The organism is Mycobacterium sp. SM1, assembly GCF_018361265.1.
In the GTDB taxonomy this organism is placed as follows: domain Bacteria; phylum Actinomycetota; class Actinomycetes; order Mycobacteriales; family Mycobacteriaceae; genus Mycobacterium.
In genome coordinates this window covers 98,597-117,344 of sequence record NZ_JAFLNH010000001.1, presented here as the reverse complement: position 1 = coordinate 117,344, position 18,748 = coordinate 98,597, and the positions used below count along the sequence as shown (strand labels likewise).

The window sequence follows — 18,748 nt, the reverse complement described above, 5'->3', positions numbered from 1 at the left end:
TCGCGGCCCTGAAACAATGGCGACGTGTCGGGAGGTCTGTGGGTCGCGATAATCGCCGCCGCGGTTGTAGTTGTCCTCGTAACGCTCGTCCTGGGCGTGGTGCTATACCGTCGGCGACGGCTACGCGTGTCCGTTCGGCAAACCGGCGCGCGCGATCGCCCTGGTGGGTATACCACCTCTGCGGGCATCACTTTCAGCCAGTCAGCGCCCGCAGTCCACGCGCCGTCCGCAGTTCAGCCGGCGCCCGAGGTCCAGCGGGCGGAGAGAATTGACAGCGGCGGGCCGCCGGCCGCCAAGGACCACGAGGGCGTTTTACCCGAGGCGCTGACGCGCCCGAATGGCGATGCCGGACGGCCCGAGACCGATACCGTCGCACCGCCGGCACCCGATCTCGCGGGCATCTCACCTCCCGAAGGCCGCTTACAACGATTGCGTGGGCGGCTTGCCAGGTCGCAGAACGCGTTCGGGCGCAGCTTGCTGGGATTGCTCGGCGGCGGCGACCTGGACGAGGACTCCTGGCAGGAGGTTGAGGACACCCTGCTGGTCGCCGACGTGGGCCCGGTGGTCACCGTCTCCGTGGTGTCACAGCTGCGAAGCCGGCTGGCCAGCGTCAAGGTGCGCACCGAGGCCGACGCGCGGGCGGTGCTGCGCGAGGTCTTGATCGGGGAGCTGCGACCGGACCTGGACCGCTCCATCCGCGCCCTGCCGCATGCCGATCGCCCCTCGGTGCTGCTGGTCGTGGGGGTCAACGGCACCGGAAAAACCACCACGGTCGGCAAGCTGGCGCGCGTGCTGGTAGCCGACGGCCGGCGCGTCGTGCTGGGCGCGGCGGACACCTTCCGGGCCGCGGCCACCGATCAGCTCCAGGCCTGGGCGGCCCGGGTGGGTGCCGACGTGGTGCGTGGCGCCGAGGGTGCGGACCCCGCGTCGGTGGCGTTCGACGCCGTCGACGAGGGCATCGCCACGGGTGCTGATGTCGTCGTCATCGACACCGCCGGCCGGCTGCACACCAAGGCCGGGCTGATGGACGAGCTCGGCAAGGTCAAACGTGTGGTGACCCGGCGCGCCGCGGTCGACGAGGTATTGCTGGTGCTCGACGCCACGACCGGCCAGAACGGGTTGGCGCAGGCACGGGTATTCGCCGATGTCGTCGACGTCACCGGCGCGGTGCTGACCAAGCTGGACGGAACGGCCAAGGGCGGCATCGTTTTCCGGGTCCAGCAGGAACTCGGGGTCCCGGTCAAGCTGGTCGGGCTCGGGGAAGGGCCCGACGACCTAGCGCCGTTTGATCCCGCCGCCTTCGTCGACGCGCTCCTGGGTTAGCCCGAAGCGGTGGCCCGCTCCGCGTCGGCGGGTGGGTGGGGCGCGCCACCCGGAGTGAAGCCGCCGGCATCGGCAAAGCCGTCGGCGCGGTCAGCGGAAAATACCGCGTGAACAGGCGACCACGACTCGGTGTCTTTGCTTCCGGCGCACGAAACAGCCCGGCTAGCATTCCGCGAATGACTCGCAACATTGTGGAGCCCCGGCTGGGCCCCGCCAACAACTCGGGTGGGGGTCTCCGGCAGCTGTTCGGCCTGGGAGACCTGGTGCCGCTCTCGGTGTCCAGCATCGGGCCTATCTACTCCGTGGCGGCGACGGGTGGGGTGATGGCCGCCCAGGCCGGCTGGTGGACGCTGCCGGCGATCGCGGTGCTCGCCGTGCCGTTCATCGTGTCCAGCTTCGTGTTCCGGCTGCTCAACCGGCACTTCCCACACGCAGGGGCGTCCTACCACTGGTCGGGTCGGGTGATCGGGCGGGCGGCCTCGCGCTACCAGGCGTGGATCCTGATCCTCGCCTACTTCACCTCGATCCCCCCCATCGCGATCCCCGCCGCCGGATACACCATTGCCCTGGTGGCCCCGCGTTACCACGGCCACGAGGCGGTGACGTTTGCGGTGACGCTGTTCTGGATCGCCTTCGCCGCCGTGCCGCTGCTGCTCGGAGCCCGTCCTACTGCGCGGATCACCAAGGTGTTCTTTGGGATTGAGATCGTGTCGCTGGTGGGCTTCGCGGTGCTGGGGCTGGTGAACCTGCACCGGGTCGGGGTGCCGGTCCACTTCGGCAAGCCCCCGATCGGGGGCATCCTCGTCGTCGCCGTCGTCGCCGCCACCGTGCTCGACGGCTGGGAGATCGACTCCTACGCGGCAGAAGAGTCCAAGCGGCCCCGCAGGGATACCGGCATCTCCGGCATCATCGGGGCGTTTCTCGCCTTGGGCTTTTACGCTGTGCTCTATCCGCTGATGTTCGCCGAGACGCCGATGGGGCTGCTTGCGAACGCCAGCGACCCGCTGGTGCAGTGGGCGAACCGGCTCATCCCCGGGCAGACGTGGGCGATGCTCATCCCCGTCATCGGCTCGACCGCCGGCGGCCTCTGGCTCACGACCTTCATCCTGACCAGGGCGCTCTTCGCCATGGGCCGGGAGGGGCTCATCCCCGACGCCTTCGGGCGCACGAGTTCGCGCGGGGTGCCGCACGTGGCCACCATCGTCGTCCTGGGCCTCACGCTGCTGGTCACGGCCCTGCAGATCATGGTCACCTCGCTGGGCGGCTTCTTCAACCTGGTGCTTTCCGCGGCGGGATTCTTCCTGCTGGCGGAGTTCTTCTTCGACTCGATCACCGCGGTGGTCTTCCTGACGTGGCGCCACGACCGCGTGCCGGCGGCGGAGCGGCTCGGGACCGCCCCGCGCCGGCTGCTGATCGTCGCTGCTCTGTTCGCAAGTGCTGTCATGGGGTGCTTGCTCGTGGCGTTCTTCGTCTATGGCCCGCAAGCCATCGGCAACGGCATCGACCAGACGTTGGCCGTGCTGCTGGTGCTCGGGCTCGGCTTCACTTGGTGGACCGCGCGGCGCGGGGCAGCGCGCTACGACTTTCACGGCCGAGACGCCGAGGACACCGGGCGTGGGCGCCCGGACCGGCGACGGCAGGCGATGGTCTCCTAGAACCGCTCGCCGAGAACCGCTCGCCGAGAACCGTTCGTCGAGGGTGAGCATAGCGCGACGCAGCCGCTAGAAGCCCCCGGCGGGGCGCGGCTCGGCTGACCCGCGCGTGGGTTCTGTAACGCCGCCGAAACACGGACGCGTCGAAACCGAAACAACCGGTGCGCATTGTCTTGGGCGAGTCATCAGTGTTGTCCCTGGCGGCCGTTGCGGACCCGGCCGCGGCGAAGGAGGTTGGCGCCCGTGGACCAATTCCCGACTATGGGAGTGCCGAACACCGGTGATACCGCCTGGATGCTGGCCAGCTCCGCGCTCGTGTTGTTGATGACGCCGGGACTGGCCTTCTTTTACGGCGGGATGGTCCGCGCCCGGGGCGTGCTGAACATGATCATGATGAGCATCAGCGCGATCGGCGTGGTGACGGTGCTGTGGGTGCTCTATGGCTACTCGCTGGCCTTCGGCGACGACGTTCATGATCTTGCCGGCAACCCCCTCGAATACTTCGGCCTGAAGGGTCTCATCGGGGGCAACGCCTCCGCGGGCGGCGCGGGCAGCCCGGGCGTGCAGATTCCGTTGGCGGGCACCGTGCCCCATGTCGTCTACGTGGCCTTCCAGCTGATGTTCGCCATCATCACGGTGGCGCTGATCTCCGGAGCGGTGGCCGACCGGCTGAAGTTCGGCAGCTGGCTGCTCTTCGCGGGCCTGTGGGCCACGGTTGTCTATTTCCCGGTCTCCCACTGGGTCTTCGCGTTCGACAAGGTCACTGCCGCCCACGGCGGCTGGATCGCCAACAAGCTGCACGCCATCGACTTCGCCGGGGGCACCGCGGTGCACATCGACGCCGGCGTGGCGGGCCTGGTCCTGGCGATCATTCTCGGCCGGCGGCAGGGCTGGCCGGGGATACCGATGCGGCCACACAATCTGCCGCTGGTGATGCTGGGCGCCGGCCTGCTGTGGTTCGGCTGGTACGGGTTCAACGCCGGCTCCGCCGTCAGCGCCAACGGCGCCGCCGGATCCACCTTCATGACCACCACCATCGCAACCGCCACGGCTATGCTCGCGTGGCTGCTGACCGAGCGCATCCGCGACGGGCGGGCGACCTCGCTGGGGGCGGCGTCGGGCATCGTCGCCGGATTGGTCGCCATCACGCCGTCGTGCTCATCGGTCAACGTCCTTGGCGCCCTCGCGGTCGGCGCGGCGGCCGGTGTGTTATGCGCGTTAGCAGTCGGCCTGAAATACCGTTTCGGCTTCGACGACTCGCTCGACGTCGTGGGGGTTCACCTGGTCGGCGGTCTGGTTGGCACGCTGCTGGTGGGTCTGCTCGCGGCGCCGCAGACCACGGCGATTGCCGGGGTCGAGGGCGTGTCGCCGGGGTTGTTCTACGGGGGCGGTTTGGATCAGCTGTGGCGGCAGATGATCGGCGCGTTCAGCGTTCTCACATATTCGGCCGTCGGCACGGCTATCTTGGCTTTGGCCCTGAAGTACACTGTCGGGTTGCGCCTGAGCGCCGAAGATGAAGCCTCGGGTATCGACGAGGCGGAGCACGCCGAAAGCGGTTACGATTTCGCGGCCCTGGGCACCGGCTCGGTTCTTGGTCGTCATGGCTTGGAGGAAAGAGGGCATGAAGCTGATCACCGCGATCGTGAAGCCGTTCACGCTCGAGGACGTCAAGGCCAACCTTGAGCAGGCCGGAGTCCTGGGCATGACGGTCAGCGAAGTTCAGGGCTACGGGCGCCAGAGGGGTCACACCGAGGTGTATCGGGGTGCCGAGTACTCGGTCGACTTCGTGCCCAAGGTACGCATCGAAGTTGTCGTCGAGGATGCTGCGGCCGACAAAATCGTCGACGGCATCGTGCGGGCCGCGCGCACCGGCAAGATCGGCGACGGCAAAGTATGGGTCACCCCCGTCGAGACGGTGGTGCGGGTGCGCACCGGTGAGCGCGGATCCGATGCGTTATGAGGCGCTGCGCGAGATTCAGCGCGCAGACCTGATGCGATCCGGATAGAGCGATGACGCAGCGCGGGCCGGATCCCTTGGGGTCTTCCGGGGGGGTGGTGCCTGAGAGCACTCGCCCGGCAACCGATTTGATCGCCGCGCGAGAGCAGTTGCTCGCCCGGGGTCCGCGGGAGCTGGATGCGGCCGAGTTCCGCGAAGCCTGGCTGAACCTGCACGAGTTGTGGTTGGCGACCAAGGCGGCGGAGATCGGTATCACCGAAACCAGCGGCTTCGCGATCGTTGCGACCGGCGGATTGGGCCGCCGCGAGCTGCTGCCCCACTCCGACTTGGACCTGATGCTGTTACATGACGACATGCCTGGCGATATCCTCGGGCGGCTCGCCGACCTGCTGTGGTATCCGTTGTGGGATGCCAACATTCGTCTTGACCACTGTGTGCGAACCGTCGCCGACGCCCTGCGCGTCGCCGGAGCGGAGCTCTCCGCGGGCCTGGCCATGCTGGAAGCACGCCACATCGCCGGCAATGCGGGGCTGTCGGCGCAGCTGGTCGCCGGGGCGCGTCAGCAATGGCGCACCGGAATTCGTGGCCGCTTAGACGAACTCGTCGAAGCGGCACATGCCCGCTGGCGTCGCAGCGGTGAGATCGCGCACCGCGCAGAGCCCGACCTGAAATTTGGGCGCGGCGGTCTGCGCGACGTCCAGCTGCTTGACGCGCTGGCGATTGCCCAGCTCGCCGACCGTCACGTCGCCCACCCTCCGGGTAGCCCGGCGGGGTCGCTGACCGGCGCGTATCGGACGCTGCTCAATATTCGCACCGAGTTGCACCGGGTATCCGGCCGCGAGCGTGATGTCCTGCTCGCGCAGTACGCGGATGAGATCAGCGTCGCCCTGAGCCTCGGCGACCGATTCGACTTGGCTCGTCTCTTGTCCGACGCGGCCCGCACCATCAGCTACTGGGTCGACGCCGGGCTGCGGACCGCCGCCAATTCGTTGCCACGGCAAGGGATATCGGCGTTACGGCGGCGGCGACGCCGACCGCTGGACGAGGGTGTCGTGGAGTACGCTGGGGAGGTCGTGCTGGCCCGCGGCGCCCGGCCGGACCGCGACCCGGGGTTGCTGCTGCGAGTAGCAGCGGCATCGGCTGTCGCCCAAATCCCCATTGCGGCAGCAACATTGGGCTGCCTTGCCGATACCGCCCCCGAACTGCGCACCCCATGGCCGCCCGAGGCATTAGACGACTTGCTGGTTTTGCTCAGCGCCGGCCAGGGTGCGGTGCCGACGATAGAATCCCTCGACCGGGCCGGACTGTGGTGCCGGATGTTCCCGGAGTGGAGCGCAATCCGCGATCTGCCACCGCGCGATGTTGTGCATACCTGGACGGTTGATCGTCATTTGGTCGAAACCGTAGCGCAAGCAAGCGCTTTCACGACCCGAGTGGCGCGTCCCGACCTGCTGCTGCTCGGTGCGCTGCTGCACGACATCGGTAAAGGCCGCGGTAGCGAACACAGCGAGATCGGTGCCGAATTGGCCGCGCAGATCGGAACCCGGCTGGGGATGGCGCCCCCCGACGTCGCGATGCTGTCGACACTGGTTCGTCACCACCTGCTCTTGGTCAAGATGGCCACTCGCCGTGACCTGAATGATCCGAAGACCATCGCAACCGTTGCGGAGGCCGTCGGTGGCGATTCGGCGCTGCTCGACGTGCTGCACGCGATGACCGTGGCCGACGCGCTGGCCACCGGCCCCGGGATGTGGGGCGAGTGGAAGGAGTCACTAGTCGGCGAGCTGGTCCGGCGTTGCCGAGCGGTGATGGCCGGCGAGGCGTTGCCGCGTCCCGATCCGGTCGAGCCCCGCTATCTGTCATTAGCCGCGGATCACGAGGTGCACGTGGAGGTCCGCCAGGACGGCAGCCCGCGCATCTACCGGGTCGTCATGATCGCTCCTAACCGGCGGGGACAGCTGTCGAAAGCCGCCGGCGTGCTAGCCCTGAACTCGTTGCGGGTGCACTCCGCCGCGGTGAACGCTCACCAGGATGCGGTGATCAACCAATTCGTGGTGTCGCCCCACTTCGGCTCCCCGGCCGCGGCTGAACTGCTGCGGCAGCAGTTCATCGGCGCGCTTGCGGGCGAGGTCGACGTCATCGGCATGCTGGAGCGGCGCAGCCACGAGGCCACCTCATCCACATCCGTTGCGGTCGGCGAGGTTCATGTGGGGGTGCCCGCAAATCATTCGAGCGCCCCGCCCCGCATTCGCTGGTTCGACGGCGCCGCCGCCGGGCAGCTGATCGTTGAGATCCGCACCACCGATCGGGCGGGGTTGCTCGCATTGCTCACCCGGGCGCTGGAGCGCGCCGGGGCGGACATTGTGTGGGCGAAGGCCACCACCGTCGGGTCGACGGTCGACGACACGTTCTGTGTCGTCTTGCCGGGCACGCTGGCCGGCGGGCCGGGCGGCGCACCCGACGCAGGCGAGCGAGCAGCGGTCGAAAGGCACCTGTTCGCGGTGTTGCGCGCCGCTGACGGGGCCGTCGGCTAGCGTAGTCGCGACCCGCGCCGGGCCGCGACGGTCATCCCGATCGACCGGGAGAGTCCGGCTCAGTGGACGCGGACCCACCGGGTTTGGCACGGCGTGATCGCCTCCGCCGCCGGGAAATTGGGCGCCGCCCTGCGGGGGATAAGGCGGCACCGGGCGTTGCGGCGGTTGCCGGCGTCCCCGCGCGCGCAGCACCACCAGCGGCACCACGGCCAGCGCCGCCACCGCTGCCGCAACGACCACACCAACAATGACCCAGATCAAGGGGAAAGCCTTGTTCGGCGCGGGCTGCGCCAAGTGCCGACCGTGGTTCTGCAGGAAGGCCCCGCGGGGTGGTTCTGCAGGAAGGCCCGCGGCGCGGAGGTGTCGGTGATCATGTTGAAGTTCTGCTCGACGCCCTCCTCGCCGACGAGGCTGTAGGAGTTGACTCCCAGCACTTGACCGGTTGCGTTGTCGACAGTTGGTCCGCCGCTCATACCGCCGGGCATGGTTGCGCTGATCTCGGTTCGCTGGCCCCCGCCCGCCACCGGCTGCACGCTCGAGACCGTCCCCGTTTTGAAGCTGGGCTGCGGCAGGCGGGTGGAGTCTAAACTAACCTTCCATCCAGCCAGGGTTGACGGACTTATTGATCGTGCGTATAGCGGCGGTCGGTACGGGCGAAAATTTCTAATTGCCAATTGCGCCGCTCCGCAGCGGGCTGCGTCGCCCGCATCGTCGCCCCATTACGCTGGTGTCAATGTCGTGTCAATGTCAGGGTGAGGTTGCCGCTTGGTGCGGTGGTTGGATCAACAGCCTTGCCAGCCGGCAGCGGCTTGACATAGGAGAAACACGTGTTTGAATCGTTGTCCGACCGGCTGACCGGCGCCCTGCAGGGGCTGCGCGGCAAAGGCCGGCTGACCGACGCCGATATCGACGCCACCGCCCGCGAGATCCGGCTGGCACTGCTGGAAGCCGATGTCTCACTTCCGGTGGTGCGGGCGTTTATCGGCCGCGTCAAAGAGCGCGCCCGGGGTGCCGAGGTATCCGGTGCGCTCAACCCCGCGCAGCAGGTCGTCAAGATTGTCAACGAGGAACTGGTTGCCATCCTCGGCGGCCAGACCCGCCGGCTGGCGTTTGCGAAGACACCGCCGACCGTGGTGATGCTGGCCGGCCTGCAGGGCTCCGGCAAGACGACGCTGGCCGGCAAGCTGGCGGCCTGGCTTCGCGGGCAAGGCCACACGCCGCTTTTGGTGGCCGCGGACCTGCAGCGCCCGGCGGCGGTGACCCAGCTGCAGGTTGTCGGTCAGCGCGCCGGTGTCGCGGTGTTCGCGCCGCACCCGGGCGCCTCGGCCCAGACGGGCCCCGGCGACCCGGTCGGCGTCGCCGCACAGGGGCTTGCCGAGGCCAAGGCCAAGCATTTCGACGTCGTCATTGTCGACACCGCCGGGCGGCTGGGCGTCGATGACGAGATGATGGCCCAGGCCGCGGCCATCCGGGCGGCGATCGACCCCGATGAGGTGCTGTTCGTCCTGGACGCGATGACCGGCCAGGACGCCGTCACCACCGCCGAGGCGTTCCGGCAGGGCGTCGGGTTCACCGGGGTAGTGCTGACCAAGCTCGATGGCGACGCCCGCGGCGGTGCCGCACTGTCGGTGCGTGAAGTGACCGGGGTGCCGATCCTTTTCGCCTCCACCGGCGAGAAGCTGACGGACTTCGACGTCTTCCATCCGGATCGGATGGCCAGCCGCATCCTGGGCATGGGCGACGTGCTGAGCCTGATCGAACAGGCTGAGCAGGTATTCGACGCCCGGCAGGCGGAGGCCGCCGCCGCCAAGATCGGCTCCGGGGAACTCACGCTGGAGGATTTCCTCGAGCAGATGCTCGCCATCCGCAAGATGGGCCCGATCGGCAACCTGCTGGGAATGCTGCCCGGTGCGGGCCAGATGAAGGAGGCACTGGCCGCCGTCGACGACAGACAACTCGACCGGCTGCAGGCCATCATCCGCGGGATGACACCGCAAGAGCGGGCCGACCCGAGGATCATCGACGCCTCACGGCGGCTGCGGATCGCCAAGGGCTCCGGCGTTACGGTGGCGGAGGTCAACCAGCTGGTCGACCGGTTTTTCGAGGCGCGCAAGGTGATGTCGTCGATGATGGGCGGGCCGGCGATACCCGGTTGGGGCCGTAAATCCGCGACGCGCAAAGCCGCGAAAGCTAAGGGGGCCAAGGGTAAGAAGGCCAAGAAGCGCGGCCCCACCCCGGCCAAGCGCAGTCCGGTGGGTCTGCCTCCCGGCTTTCCCGACTTGTCGCACCTGCCCGCCGGGCTCGACGAGCTGCCGCCCGGGCTGGCCGACTTCGATCTGTCGAAGCTGAAATTCCCGGGCAAGAAGTAGCCCCGCCGTGCGGCTGCACGTGCGGGGGCTGGCCCTGCCCGACGAGGTCCCGACCGAGCTGTGGGTCGTCGATGGACGCCTCAGCATGGAGCCGGTCGCGGGCGCCGAGACGGTGTTCGGCGCTGACGGGGCCGGCTGGATCCTGCCCGGCCTGGTGGACGCGCACTGCCATGTCGGGCTGGGACCGCAAGGGGCGGTCGACATCGGCGACGCGATCACCCAGGCCGAGACGGACCGTGACGCCGGTGCGCTGTTGCTGCGGGACTGCGGATCGCCGATCGACACCCGTGGCCTCGATGACCGCGACGACCTGCCGCGCATCATTCGCGCCGGCCGGCACCTGGCCCGGCCGAAGCGCTACCTCCGTGGGGTGGCGCTCGACCTCGAGGACGAGTCGCAGCTGCCGGCGGCGGTCGAGGCCCAAGCCCGCCGCAGCGACGGCTGGGTCAAACTCGTCGGGGACTGGATCGACCGGGACGCCGGTGACCTGGCGCCGCTGTGGTCCGACGAAATCCTCAAGGCCGCCGTCGACATCGCTCATGCGCACGGGGCACGAGTCACCGCGCACGTTTTCGGCGAGGATGCGCTGCCGGGCCTGGTCGCCGCGGGCATCGACTGTATCGAGCACGGCCCGGGGGTCACCGACGAGGTCATCGAGTTGATGCTGGCCCACGGCACCGCGCTGGTGCCAACCCTGATCAACGTTGACAATTTTCCCCGGATCGCCGACTCGGCGCAGCGCTACCCGAGGTATGCGGCTCACATGCGTGACCTCTATGCGCGCAGCCGCCGGCGGGTCGGTGCCGCCCGCGAGGCCGGGGTGCCGATCTATGCCGGCACCGACGCCGGCGGTGGTATCGCCCACGGCCGCATCGCCGACGAGGTCGAGGCGCTGAAGGGGATCGGGATGAGCCCCACCCAGGCGTTGGGCGCGGCCTGCTGGGACGCCCGCCGTTGGCTGGGCCGGCCGGCTTTGATCCACGGTGCGCCCGCCGACCTGGTGTGCTACAGCCACGACCCGCGGCGGGCCGCCGCCATCCTGAGCCGGCCCGATGTGGTGATCCTGCGCGGACGGCTATACCGAGCGGCCGGCGGCGACGGCGGTTAGTATCGGGGCATGCCGTTGGCCCAGGGCACGTCCTTTGCTGGGTACACCATTTTGGGACTGCTGGGCTCCGGCGGGATGGGTGAGGTCTATCTGGCCCAACACCCCCGACTGCCGCGCCGCGACGCGCTGAAAGTCCTGCCCAAGGCCGCGACCGCGGACCGCCAGTTCCGCGAGAGGTTCCAGCGGGAGGCCGAGGTGGCCGCCACGCTGTATCACCCCCACATCGTGGCGGTGCATGACCGCGGCGAGTTCGACGGGCAGCTGTGGATCGCCATGGACTACGTCGACGGCACCAACGCCGCGAAGCTCATCCGGGACCGATTTCCGGCCGGCATGCCGGTCGGTGAGGCGCTGGACATCATCACCGCCATCGCCGGCGCCCTCGATTACGCCCACCAGCGCGGACTGCTGCATCGCGATGTCAAGCCCGCCAACATCCTGCTCACCGATCCGGAAGATGGTGAGCGGCGAATTTTGTTGGCAGACTTTGGAATAGCGCGATACCTCGGTGATCCCAGTGGTCTCACGGCGACCAACCTGACTCTGGGAACGGTCGCTTACGCCGCGCCCGAGCAACTGATGGGTTCTGCCGTCGACGGGCGCGCCGACCAATACGCGCTGGCGGCCACCGCGTTTCACCTGCTCACCGGCGCGCCGCCGTTCCGGGATGACAACCCGGTCGCGGTCATCAGCCGGCATTTGACCGGCACCCCACCGAAACTCAGCGATCGGCGCCCGGAGCTGGCGCCGCTTGACGACGTGTTGGCTATCGCTCTCGCCAAGAACCCCGACGACCGCTTCGGCCGCTGCCGGGATTTTGCCGACGCGCTCGGTGCCCGCGTTTCGATCGGATATGCCGGCCCACCGGCCTCCGACACCGCCGGCGCCGTCGCCTATCCCGACGACGGGCCTGCGGTGGACCCCGCGTACGCCGGATCGACCCTGATATCCGCGGACCTATCCGCAAAGTCACAACTGCCCATCCCGCCCGGGCAGTCACTGCCCGGGCGGGATGGCAACGGGTCTTCCGGGGAGGCACATCCGGTTCCGGGAACGGTGGAGGAGATGCCGCCCGGGCCGATAAGACACCGGCGGCGCTGGATTCTCGTCGGGTCGGTGGCGGTTGCGGCGCTGCTGCTGGTGGTCCTGGGCAAGCTGGCCGTGGGCCTGGGGGCCGACCGCAAGACCGACAGGGCCGTAGCCGCAAACCCCGCCTCCGCGACTCGCACTGCCGCCCCGGCGGCCGCGCCGCCGCCCAGCGTCTCGAGCATGCCGCCCGCCCCCCTCGACGGTGTCTATCGCGTGGACATCGACCGCGCGCATCAGACTTTCAACGACAACCCCGATCCGCAGCCACCGAATGTGATCACCTGGTGGGCGTTTCGCTCGTCGTGCGCCCCCGGGGGATGTGTAGCCGACGCGGTCATGCTCGATAACAACGACCACCAAAAGGTGAGCGCGCCGACTGGGCCGCCGCTCGTGCTGGATTTCCGCGAGGGCGCCTGGCAGTCGCGCCCGCAAACCCTGCAATTCCCGTGCGTTTCAGCCAGCGGAACACCAAGCAAAGAAACCGTGACGCAGGTGCTGTCGTTGCAACCGCACACCAATGGCCCGCTGCGCGGGGTGATGACGGTGACCGTTCAAACCAATGAGTGCGGCCAGCAAGGTGGGCAGATCTCGATCCCGGCGGTAGCCGAGCGGGTCGGTGACGTGCCGCCCGGCGTCACGGTGCCCAACCCGGCGCCCGGCTCCCCGACGGCGCCGACCACGACGCCGAGTCGCTGATCGCCGCGCGGGTATCGCAGCCCCCGGATCGTCCCGCGGCCGATGTTCGGCCAAGCGGGCCGCCGCGGCGACCGATAGGATCTGGGCATGCCGTTGGCCCCCGGGGCGACGTTTGCCGGGTACACCATCCTACGGATGCTGGGAACTGGCGGGGCGGGGGAGGTGTATCTCGCGCAGCACACCAGCCTGTTGCACCGCGCCGCACTCAAAGTGCTTCCGGCGGAGATGACGACGGATCCCGAGTTCCGCGCGAGATTCACTCGAGAGACTGCGATCGCCACCGGGTTGTGCCATCCGCACGTCGTGGCGGTGCATCACCGCGGTGAGTTCGACGGACGGCTGTGGATCGCGATGGATTACGTCGAAGGCGTCACCGCCGCACAGCTCATGCGGGAGCGGTTCCCGGCCGGTATGCCGGTTGGTGAGGCGCTGGCGATCGTCACCGCGATCGCCAGCGCGCTGGATTACGCCCACCAGCGGGGAATGCTGCACCGCGATGTCAAGCCCGCCAACGTCTTCCTGACAAACCCGGGCACCGGTGAGCAACGGATTTTGTTGGCGGACTTCGGAATAGCGCGCCCACTCGGCGAGGCCGCCAGACGGACGGCGATCAACCTGAGCGCGGCAACGGTCGCCTATAGCGCGCCGGAACAACTGCAGGGCGCGGGTATCGACGGGCGCGCCGACCAGTACGCGCTGGCGGCGACGGCGTTTGACCTGCTTACCGGCGCGCCGCCATACGATGACGCCAACCCCGAGGCGGTCATCGGCCGCCACCTCAGCGCGCAGCCGCCGAAGCTTAGCGACCGGCATCCCGAGCTGGCACGCCTCGACGGCATCATGGGCAAAGCCCTTGCCAAAAACCCCGCACACCGCTTCGACCGGTGCGGTCAGTTTGCGGACGCGCTCAACCGCGCGGTCGGGGCCGGCGACCACAGCCCGGAGGCCGTCCGCACGGCCGGATATCCCGACGGCACGGCGCCCGGGATCCACGCCGCAGCGGGCGGGTCGCCCCGCCACGGCGTGCTCGCACGCCTGGGCGCCGCGGTCACGACACCGGTGCCCCCAGGCCGGTGGCGCTCGAGCGTGCCCGGGCGGGCGATCGCAGCGGCGGTGCTGCTTTTTGTCCTGCTCGTTTCCCTGCTGGTCCTGGGCATTGAACGCAGGAGCGGGACGACTTCCTCGCGGGAGGGTGCTCCCATGAGCGGCACCTCCCCGGCGTCCGCCGCCCCGTCGCCGGGCGGCTTCGCCGGTGTGCCCGCGTTACTGCAGGGCACCTACCGGATAGACCTCGAGCGCACGCAGGAGACCTACAACGGGACCCCGAACCCGCAACCACCCAACGCGGCAACCTGGTGGGCTTTTCGCTCGTCCTGCACTTCCACCGGATGTGTTGCTCGCGGGATCATGCTCGACGAGAACGATCACCGCGCGGCCAGCACGTCCGCCGGTGGGCGGCCGATCGTGCTGGATTACCAGGTCGGCGCCTGGCAGTCACGGCCGGAAACCCTGCCGTTTGCCTGCGCCAGACCGGATGGAACACCGGCCGAAGAGGCCACGACCCAGGTGATCTCCTTGCATCCGAGCGATCACGGGTCGCTACGGGGCGTGATGACCGTCACCGTGCACACCGATGAGTGCGGCCAGAAGGGCGGGCGGTTCGTGATCCCGGTGGCGGCCGAGCGGGTCGGCGAGCTGCCGCCCGGGGTCACGGTGCCCAACCCGGTCCCCGACACCCCGACGTCGCCGACAACGACGCGAACCCGCTGACGCTAGAGGGAGCCGACGCTGGATTGCCGGTCGAGGGCGAAGCCCCAGTCGAACAGGTTAGCGGCCTGATCCCAGTAGGTCGGCCCACCCGGGGTCACCAGCCCGTACATCAGGGCGAGCACCAGCCGGCGGCCGTCGCGGGCGGCGGCGCCGACAAACGTCTTGCGGGCGGCAGTGGTGAAGCCCGTCTTGCCGCCGATCGCGCCGGGATAACGCTGCAGCAACTCATCTTGGTTGATGATCGGACGGTCGCCGTTGTCGGTGGGGAACATCGCCGACGGCTCGGCGGTGATCTGCGCGAACAGCGGATTGGCCATGGCGGCGCGGAAGATGACCGCCAGGTCGTGCGCGGTCGACCAGCCGGGGCCGTCGGGACCGTCCAGGCCGGACGGGGTGGTGGCGTGCGTGTTCACCGCACCCAGGGCCACGGCCTTGGCGTTCATCTTGGCGACCGTGGCCTGTGGGCCACCCAGCATCTGCGCCAGCGTGTTGGCGGCGTCGTTGCCCGACACCAGCAGCAGCCCGTCGAGCAGTTGGCGGGCGGTGTAGGTGTGGCCGGGCCGGACACCCGCGCAGCTGCACTCGACGGCGGTGTCGGCGGTGTCGGCGACGACGGTGGCGTCCATGCTCAACTCATCGAGTGCCACCTGCGCGAGCAGCACTTTGATGGTGCTGGCCGGCGGATGGCGCACGTTCTCGTCGCGAGCGGCCAGCACCTGGCCGCTGTCCAAGTCGGCGAGGACCCAGGTTTGCGCCGGGCCGTCCGGGATCGGTACCGAACCCACGGGCTGCACGCTGGCGTCCGCCCGGGCCGGCACCGCGCCGGCAGCGGCCCAGCCGACGCCCGCGACCACCAGCGCCGCGGCCACGGCCGGAAACGTCCGCATGCCCGCCGAGCATAGCCCGGCGATTATTCGGGGAACACCGGCCGCGGCGACGGGCGGTGTGGACCCGCATCGTCGCGACCACGAGCCCCCGCGGTTGGCGGATTTTCACCGCGGTGGGCGGCTCTGGCACAATGGGCGGCTGTCCGCCCTGCGCCAGAGGGTGCCGGCGAGACACACACGCGAGGCAAAACCGAATCCGGGCATCCCGCCCTGATTGCTGAATTGCAGCGTGACACGTGCAGGAGTGTTCGCATCACCATGGCTGTGAAGATCAAGCTCACCAGACTGGGTAAGATCCGCAATCCGCAGTACCGTATCGCCGTCGCCGACGCGCGGACCCGGCGCGACGGCCGCGCGATCGAGGTCATCGGCCGCTATCACCCCAAAGAAGAGCCCAGCCTTATCGAAATCAACTCCGAACGCGCCCAGTACTGGCTTTTCGTGGGCGCCCAACCCACCGAACCCGTCCTTAAGTTGCTGAAGATCACCGGTGACTGGCAGAAATTCAAAGGCCTGCCGGGCGCCGAGGGCAGGTTGAAGAAGGCCGAACCCAAACCCAGCAAACTGGAGTTGTTCAACGCCGCGCTGGCGGCCGCCGAGGGCGCTCCCACCGCCGAGGCCGCCAAACCCAAGAAGAAGGCGCCGGCCAAGAAGGCGGCGGGGAAGAAGGCGGCCGACACCGAGAAGGCCACCGCGACCGAGGAGACGGCCCAAACCGGGAAGGCCGCTGCGATCGAGGAGGACGCCGCGACCGGGGAGACCGCCGCGACCGGGGAGACCGCTGCGTCGAGGGCGGCTGCGAAAGCCGCGGAAACGCCCGCCCAGGCCGGTGACCAGGCCGGGGCGGGAGCCGAAACGTGACGGGTGTGATGAATACCGTCGTGGTCGACGCCGTGGAGCATCTGGTCCGTGGGATCGTCGACAATCCCGACGATGTCCGGGTCGCCATGGTGACCAGCCGGCGGGGACGGACGGTCAAAATTCGCGTCCACCCCGACGATTTGGGCAAGGTGATCGGTCGCGGGGGCCGCACCGCGACCGCGTTGCGCACCCTGGTCGCCGGGATCGGCGGTCGCGGTATTCGCGTCGACGTGGTGGACACCGACCAGTAGCGGAGCCCTCGTCGATGGAGCCCGCATCATGGAGCTGCTAGTCGGGCGCGTGGTGAAAGCGCACGGCATCAGCGGCGCGATTGTCGTCGAGGTGCGCACCGACGAGCCCAAAGACCGGTTTATGCCCGGGAACACGGTGCGGGTAAAAGGATCCGGTGACCAAGAGCGCAGCTATGTCATTGATGCGGTGCAAGAGCATGGTGGGCGGCTGCTGGTGCGCTTGGCCGGGGTAAGCGATCGTGCGGCGGCCGATGCCCTGCGGGGCAGCTCATTCGTCATCGACTCCGAAGACTTGCCCCCGATCGACGAGCCCGACACCTACTACGATCATCAGTTGGAAGGTCTTCGGGTCATCACGGTGAGCGGCCAGCGGGTGGGCGTTGTCGCCGAGGTACGCCACACCGCCGGCGGAGAGTTGCTGGCCGTCAGGTGCGAGGCCGGCGGTGAGGTGCTGGTGCCATTCGTGAGGGCGATCGTGACGGCGGTATCCCTGGAGGAGCGCAGGATCGAGATCGATCCGCCGGATGGTCTCTTGGATTTGACATAGCGGTGCGCATCGACGTCATCACAATCTTCCCGGCCTACCTGGAGCCGCTGCGGCAATCGTTGCCGGGCAAGGCGATCCGGTCGGGTCTGGTCGAGCTGCAGGTGCACGACCTGCGCCGCTGGACTCATGATGCGCACCACTCGGTGGACGACACCCCCTACGGCGGTGGCCCCGGGATGGTGATGAAGGCACCGGTGTGGGGTGAAGCGCTCGACGAAATCTGCTCCGGTGACACACTTTTGGTGGTGCCTACCCCGGCGGGGGTACGGTTCACCCAAGCCGTGGCCCAACGGTGGAGCGGCGAAGCGCACCTGGTGTTCGCCTGCGGCCGCTATGAGGGCATCGACCAGCGGGTCATCGACGATGCCGCCCGGCGGATGCGGGTCGAAGAGGTCTCGATCGGTGACTACGTGTTGCCGGGAGGGGAATCCGCGGCCCTGGTGATGATCGAGGCGGTGATCCGGCTGTTGCCCACCGTCTTGGGTAACCCGCAATCGCACCGGGACGACTCGTATTCACAGGGTTTGCTGGAAGGGCCGTGCTACACACGGCCGCCGACCTGGCGGGGTCTTGCTGTCCCCGAGGTCCTCCTCTCCGGTGATCATGCGCGCATCGCCGAATGGCGCCGGGCGGCCTCGTTGCAGCGTACCCGTGAACGCCGCCCGGACTTGCTGAAATAGCCCGGTAGCCCGGCTCCTAGCGCGAGAAGGCGCAAACGCTCCGCGACACGCCCGTCGGAGGGTGCCGTTGTGTCTCCTCGCGCACCGGATCGCGTCAAATGCGGCCGACGGGAAAGATGGTTCTTACCGCGCGGGTGATCGTTGCTCGTGCGGTGGCGTCATCGGCCTGCTGGAGCGACTCGATCACCATGACGTAGCGGCGGTCCGGGCCGATCACTCCGGTCGACAGATGCATCCAGCCCTCGCCGATGCAGCACAGCCAGCCCTGTTTGACGGCAACGGCTTCGGCGTAAAGGCCCTCGGGAATGCCGAATCGCTGCGGGTAGCCGTCGATTCCGGCGGGGGTGGACCGGGCGAGGTTGCTGATAATGACGTCGGCCAGCTCCGGTGGCAGTCCCCCGGTGCCGTCGAGCAGCATGTCGTAGTAGCGGATCAGGTCCGGCACCGAGCTGCTGGTGTTCCACCAGCGGCCGTCGGCGGGCGGCGCGGTGGACGCCAGGCCGTACCGGGACGCGACCCGAGCGACGATGGCGCTCCCGCCACCCTGGTTCCAGAATTTCTCGGCGGCGTCGTCGTCCGACGATCGCAGCATGGCCTGCAGTGCCTGCTGGTCTTCGACGGAGAGGGTGATGTCGCCTCGCGACTCTTGCAGCAGCACCTCGTCGGCGATGAAGAGCTTGGCCACGGAGGCGGTCGCCAGAATCTGCGGATCGCCCTTGGCGACCATCTGATGCGTCGCGCGATCCAGCACCGCGACCGAGATGGTGGCGCCGTCGGCGGCGGCTTCGTCGGTCGCCCGCTGGAGCCGCGCCGGCAATCCACCGAACACGGACCGCGGTTGCGCGGGCCGCGGCAGGGCCGCCCGGGCCGGCGGGGCGGCCAACGGCGCAGCGGTCGAAACGGGCCGGGGTGCGCCGGGCACCGTGGCCTGGCACCCGGTCAGCGGCGCCAGCGCCGCTACCCAGGCGGTGACCAGTGCCGCTGACCCAGCTCGCATGGCTCTCCTTAGACGTGGCGGAACACA

Annotated in this window: 16 protein-coding genes; 13 read left to right on the top strand and 3 right to left on the bottom strand. The window is 68.9% G+C overall.

Translation table 11 applies throughout. The features are described from left to right. Nucleotides 1–24: 24 nt before the first annotated feature. The 5 genes from ftsY (at nt 25) to MSM1_RS00495 (ending at nt 7,466) form a co-directional block, all read left to right on the top strand. A complete protein-coding gene (ftsY, locus tag MSM1_RS00515; RefSeq protein ID WP_213439719.1) occupies nt 25–1,323 on the top strand; it encodes a signal recognition particle-docking protein FtsY in 1,299 nt (432 codons plus the stop codon). Between the two features lie 176 nt (nt 1,324–1,499). Continuing rightward, entirely contained in the window at nt 1,500–2,978 is a 1,479-nt protein-coding gene (locus MSM1_RS00510) for an APC family permease (protein WP_213439718.1), read from the top strand. 240 nt (nt 2,979–3,218) lie between these two features. Next, a complete protein-coding gene (locus MSM1_RS00505) occupies nt 3,219–4,658 on the top strand; it encodes an ammonium transporter (RefSeq protein ID WP_307857238.1) in 1,440 nt (479 codons plus the stop codon). After that, a complete protein-coding gene (locus MSM1_RS00500) occupies nt 4,597–4,935 on the top strand; it encodes a P-II family nitrogen regulator (protein ID WP_213439717.1) in 339 nt (112 codons plus the stop codon). The genes MSM1_RS00505 and MSM1_RS00500 overlap by 62 nt, the downstream gene beginning before the upstream one ends. Nucleotides 4,936–4,985: 50 nt before the next feature. Further along, the gene (locus MSM1_RS00495) at nt 4,986–7,466 is read left to right on the top strand and encodes a [protein-PII] uridylyltransferase (protein WP_213439716.1); all 2,481 of its coding nucleotides are present in this window, start codon (nt 4,986–4,988) and stop codon (nt 7,464–7,466) included. Nucleotides 7,467–7,723: 257 nt separating this feature from the next. Here MSM1_RS00495 and MSM1_RS00490 read toward each other — a convergent pair whose 3' ends face one another. Further along, a complete protein-coding gene (locus MSM1_RS00490; RefSeq protein ID WP_374101646.1) occupies nt 7,724–8,140 on the bottom strand; it encodes a trypsin-like peptidase domain-containing protein in 417 nt (138 codons plus the stop codon). Nucleotides 8,141–8,293: 153 nt separating this feature from the next. On the opposite strand from MSM1_RS00490, the gene ffh reads away from it, so the two are divergent. The 4 genes from ffh (at nt 8,294) to MSM1_RS00470 (ending at nt 14,498) form a co-directional block, all read left to right on the top strand. Next, nucleotides 8,294–9,835, top strand: a complete 1,542-nt coding sequence (gene ffh / locus MSM1_RS00485; protein ID WP_213439714.1) for a signal recognition particle protein — start codon at nt 8,294–8,296, stop codon at nt 9,833–9,835. Between the two features lie 7 nt (nt 9,836–9,842). Beyond that, the gene (locus MSM1_RS00480) at nt 9,843–10,943 is read left to right on the top strand and encodes an amidohydrolase family protein (RefSeq protein ID WP_213439713.1); all 1,101 of its coding nucleotides are present in this window, start codon (nt 9,843–9,845) and stop codon (nt 10,941–10,943) included. 9 nt (nt 10,944–10,952) lie between these two features. Further along, nucleotides 10,953–12,728 (top strand): serine/threonine-protein kinase, encoded by a 1,776-nt coding sequence (locus MSM1_RS00475; protein WP_213439712.1) that lies wholly within the window; start codon nt 10,953–10,955, stop codon nt 12,726–12,728. Nucleotides 12,729–12,815: 87 nt separating this feature from the next. Further along, nucleotides 12,816–14,498, top strand: a complete 1,683-nt coding sequence (locus MSM1_RS00470; protein WP_213439711.1) for a serine/threonine-protein kinase — start codon at nt 12,816–12,818, stop codon at nt 14,496–14,498. 2 nt (nt 14,499–14,500) lie between these two features. Here the strand turns inward: MSM1_RS00470 and MSM1_RS00465 are convergent, their stop codons facing one another. Then, complete coding sequence (locus tag MSM1_RS00465) at nt 14,501–15,385, bottom strand: D-alanyl-D-alanine carboxypeptidase family protein (RefSeq protein WP_213439710.1); 885 nt, start codon at nt 15,383–15,385, stop codon at nt 14,501–14,503. Nucleotides 15,386–15,643: 258 nt separating this feature from the next. On the opposite strand from MSM1_RS00465, the gene rpsP reads away from it, so the two are divergent. From rpsP to trmD, 4 genes are read left to right on the top strand one after another with little or no spacing between them, the layout of a single operon-like run. Beyond that, nucleotides 15,644–16,246, top strand: coding sequence for a 30S ribosomal protein S16 (gene rpsP, locus MSM1_RS00460; protein ID WP_213439709.1), 603 nt, complete (start codon nt 15,644–15,646; stop codon nt 16,244–16,246). An 8-nt stretch (nt 16,247–16,254) separates the two neighbouring features. Further along, on the top strand, nt 16,255–16,497 hold the full coding sequence (locus MSM1_RS00455; protein WP_213441213.1) for an RNA-binding protein: 243 nt from the start codon (nt 16,255–16,257) through the stop codon (nt 16,495–16,497). Between the two features lie 28 nt (nt 16,498–16,525). After that, nucleotides 16,526–17,044, top strand: a complete 519-nt coding sequence (rimM, locus tag MSM1_RS00450) for a ribosome maturation factor RimM (RefSeq protein ID WP_213439708.1) — start codon at nt 16,526–16,528, stop codon at nt 17,042–17,044. 2 nt (nt 17,045–17,046) lie between these two features. Then, entirely contained in the window at nt 17,047–17,724 is a 678-nt protein-coding gene (gene trmD, locus MSM1_RS00445) for a tRNA (guanosine(37)-N1)-methyltransferase TrmD (protein ID WP_213439707.1), read from the top strand. Nucleotides 17,725–17,818: 94 nt separating this feature from the next. On the opposite strand, the gene MSM1_RS00440 is transcribed toward trmD, so the two are convergent. Beyond that, complete coding sequence (locus MSM1_RS00440; protein WP_213439706.1) at nt 17,819–18,721, bottom strand: hypothetical protein; 903 nt, start codon at nt 18,719–18,721, stop codon at nt 17,819–17,821. Nucleotides 18,722–18,748: the final 27 nt, after the last annotated feature.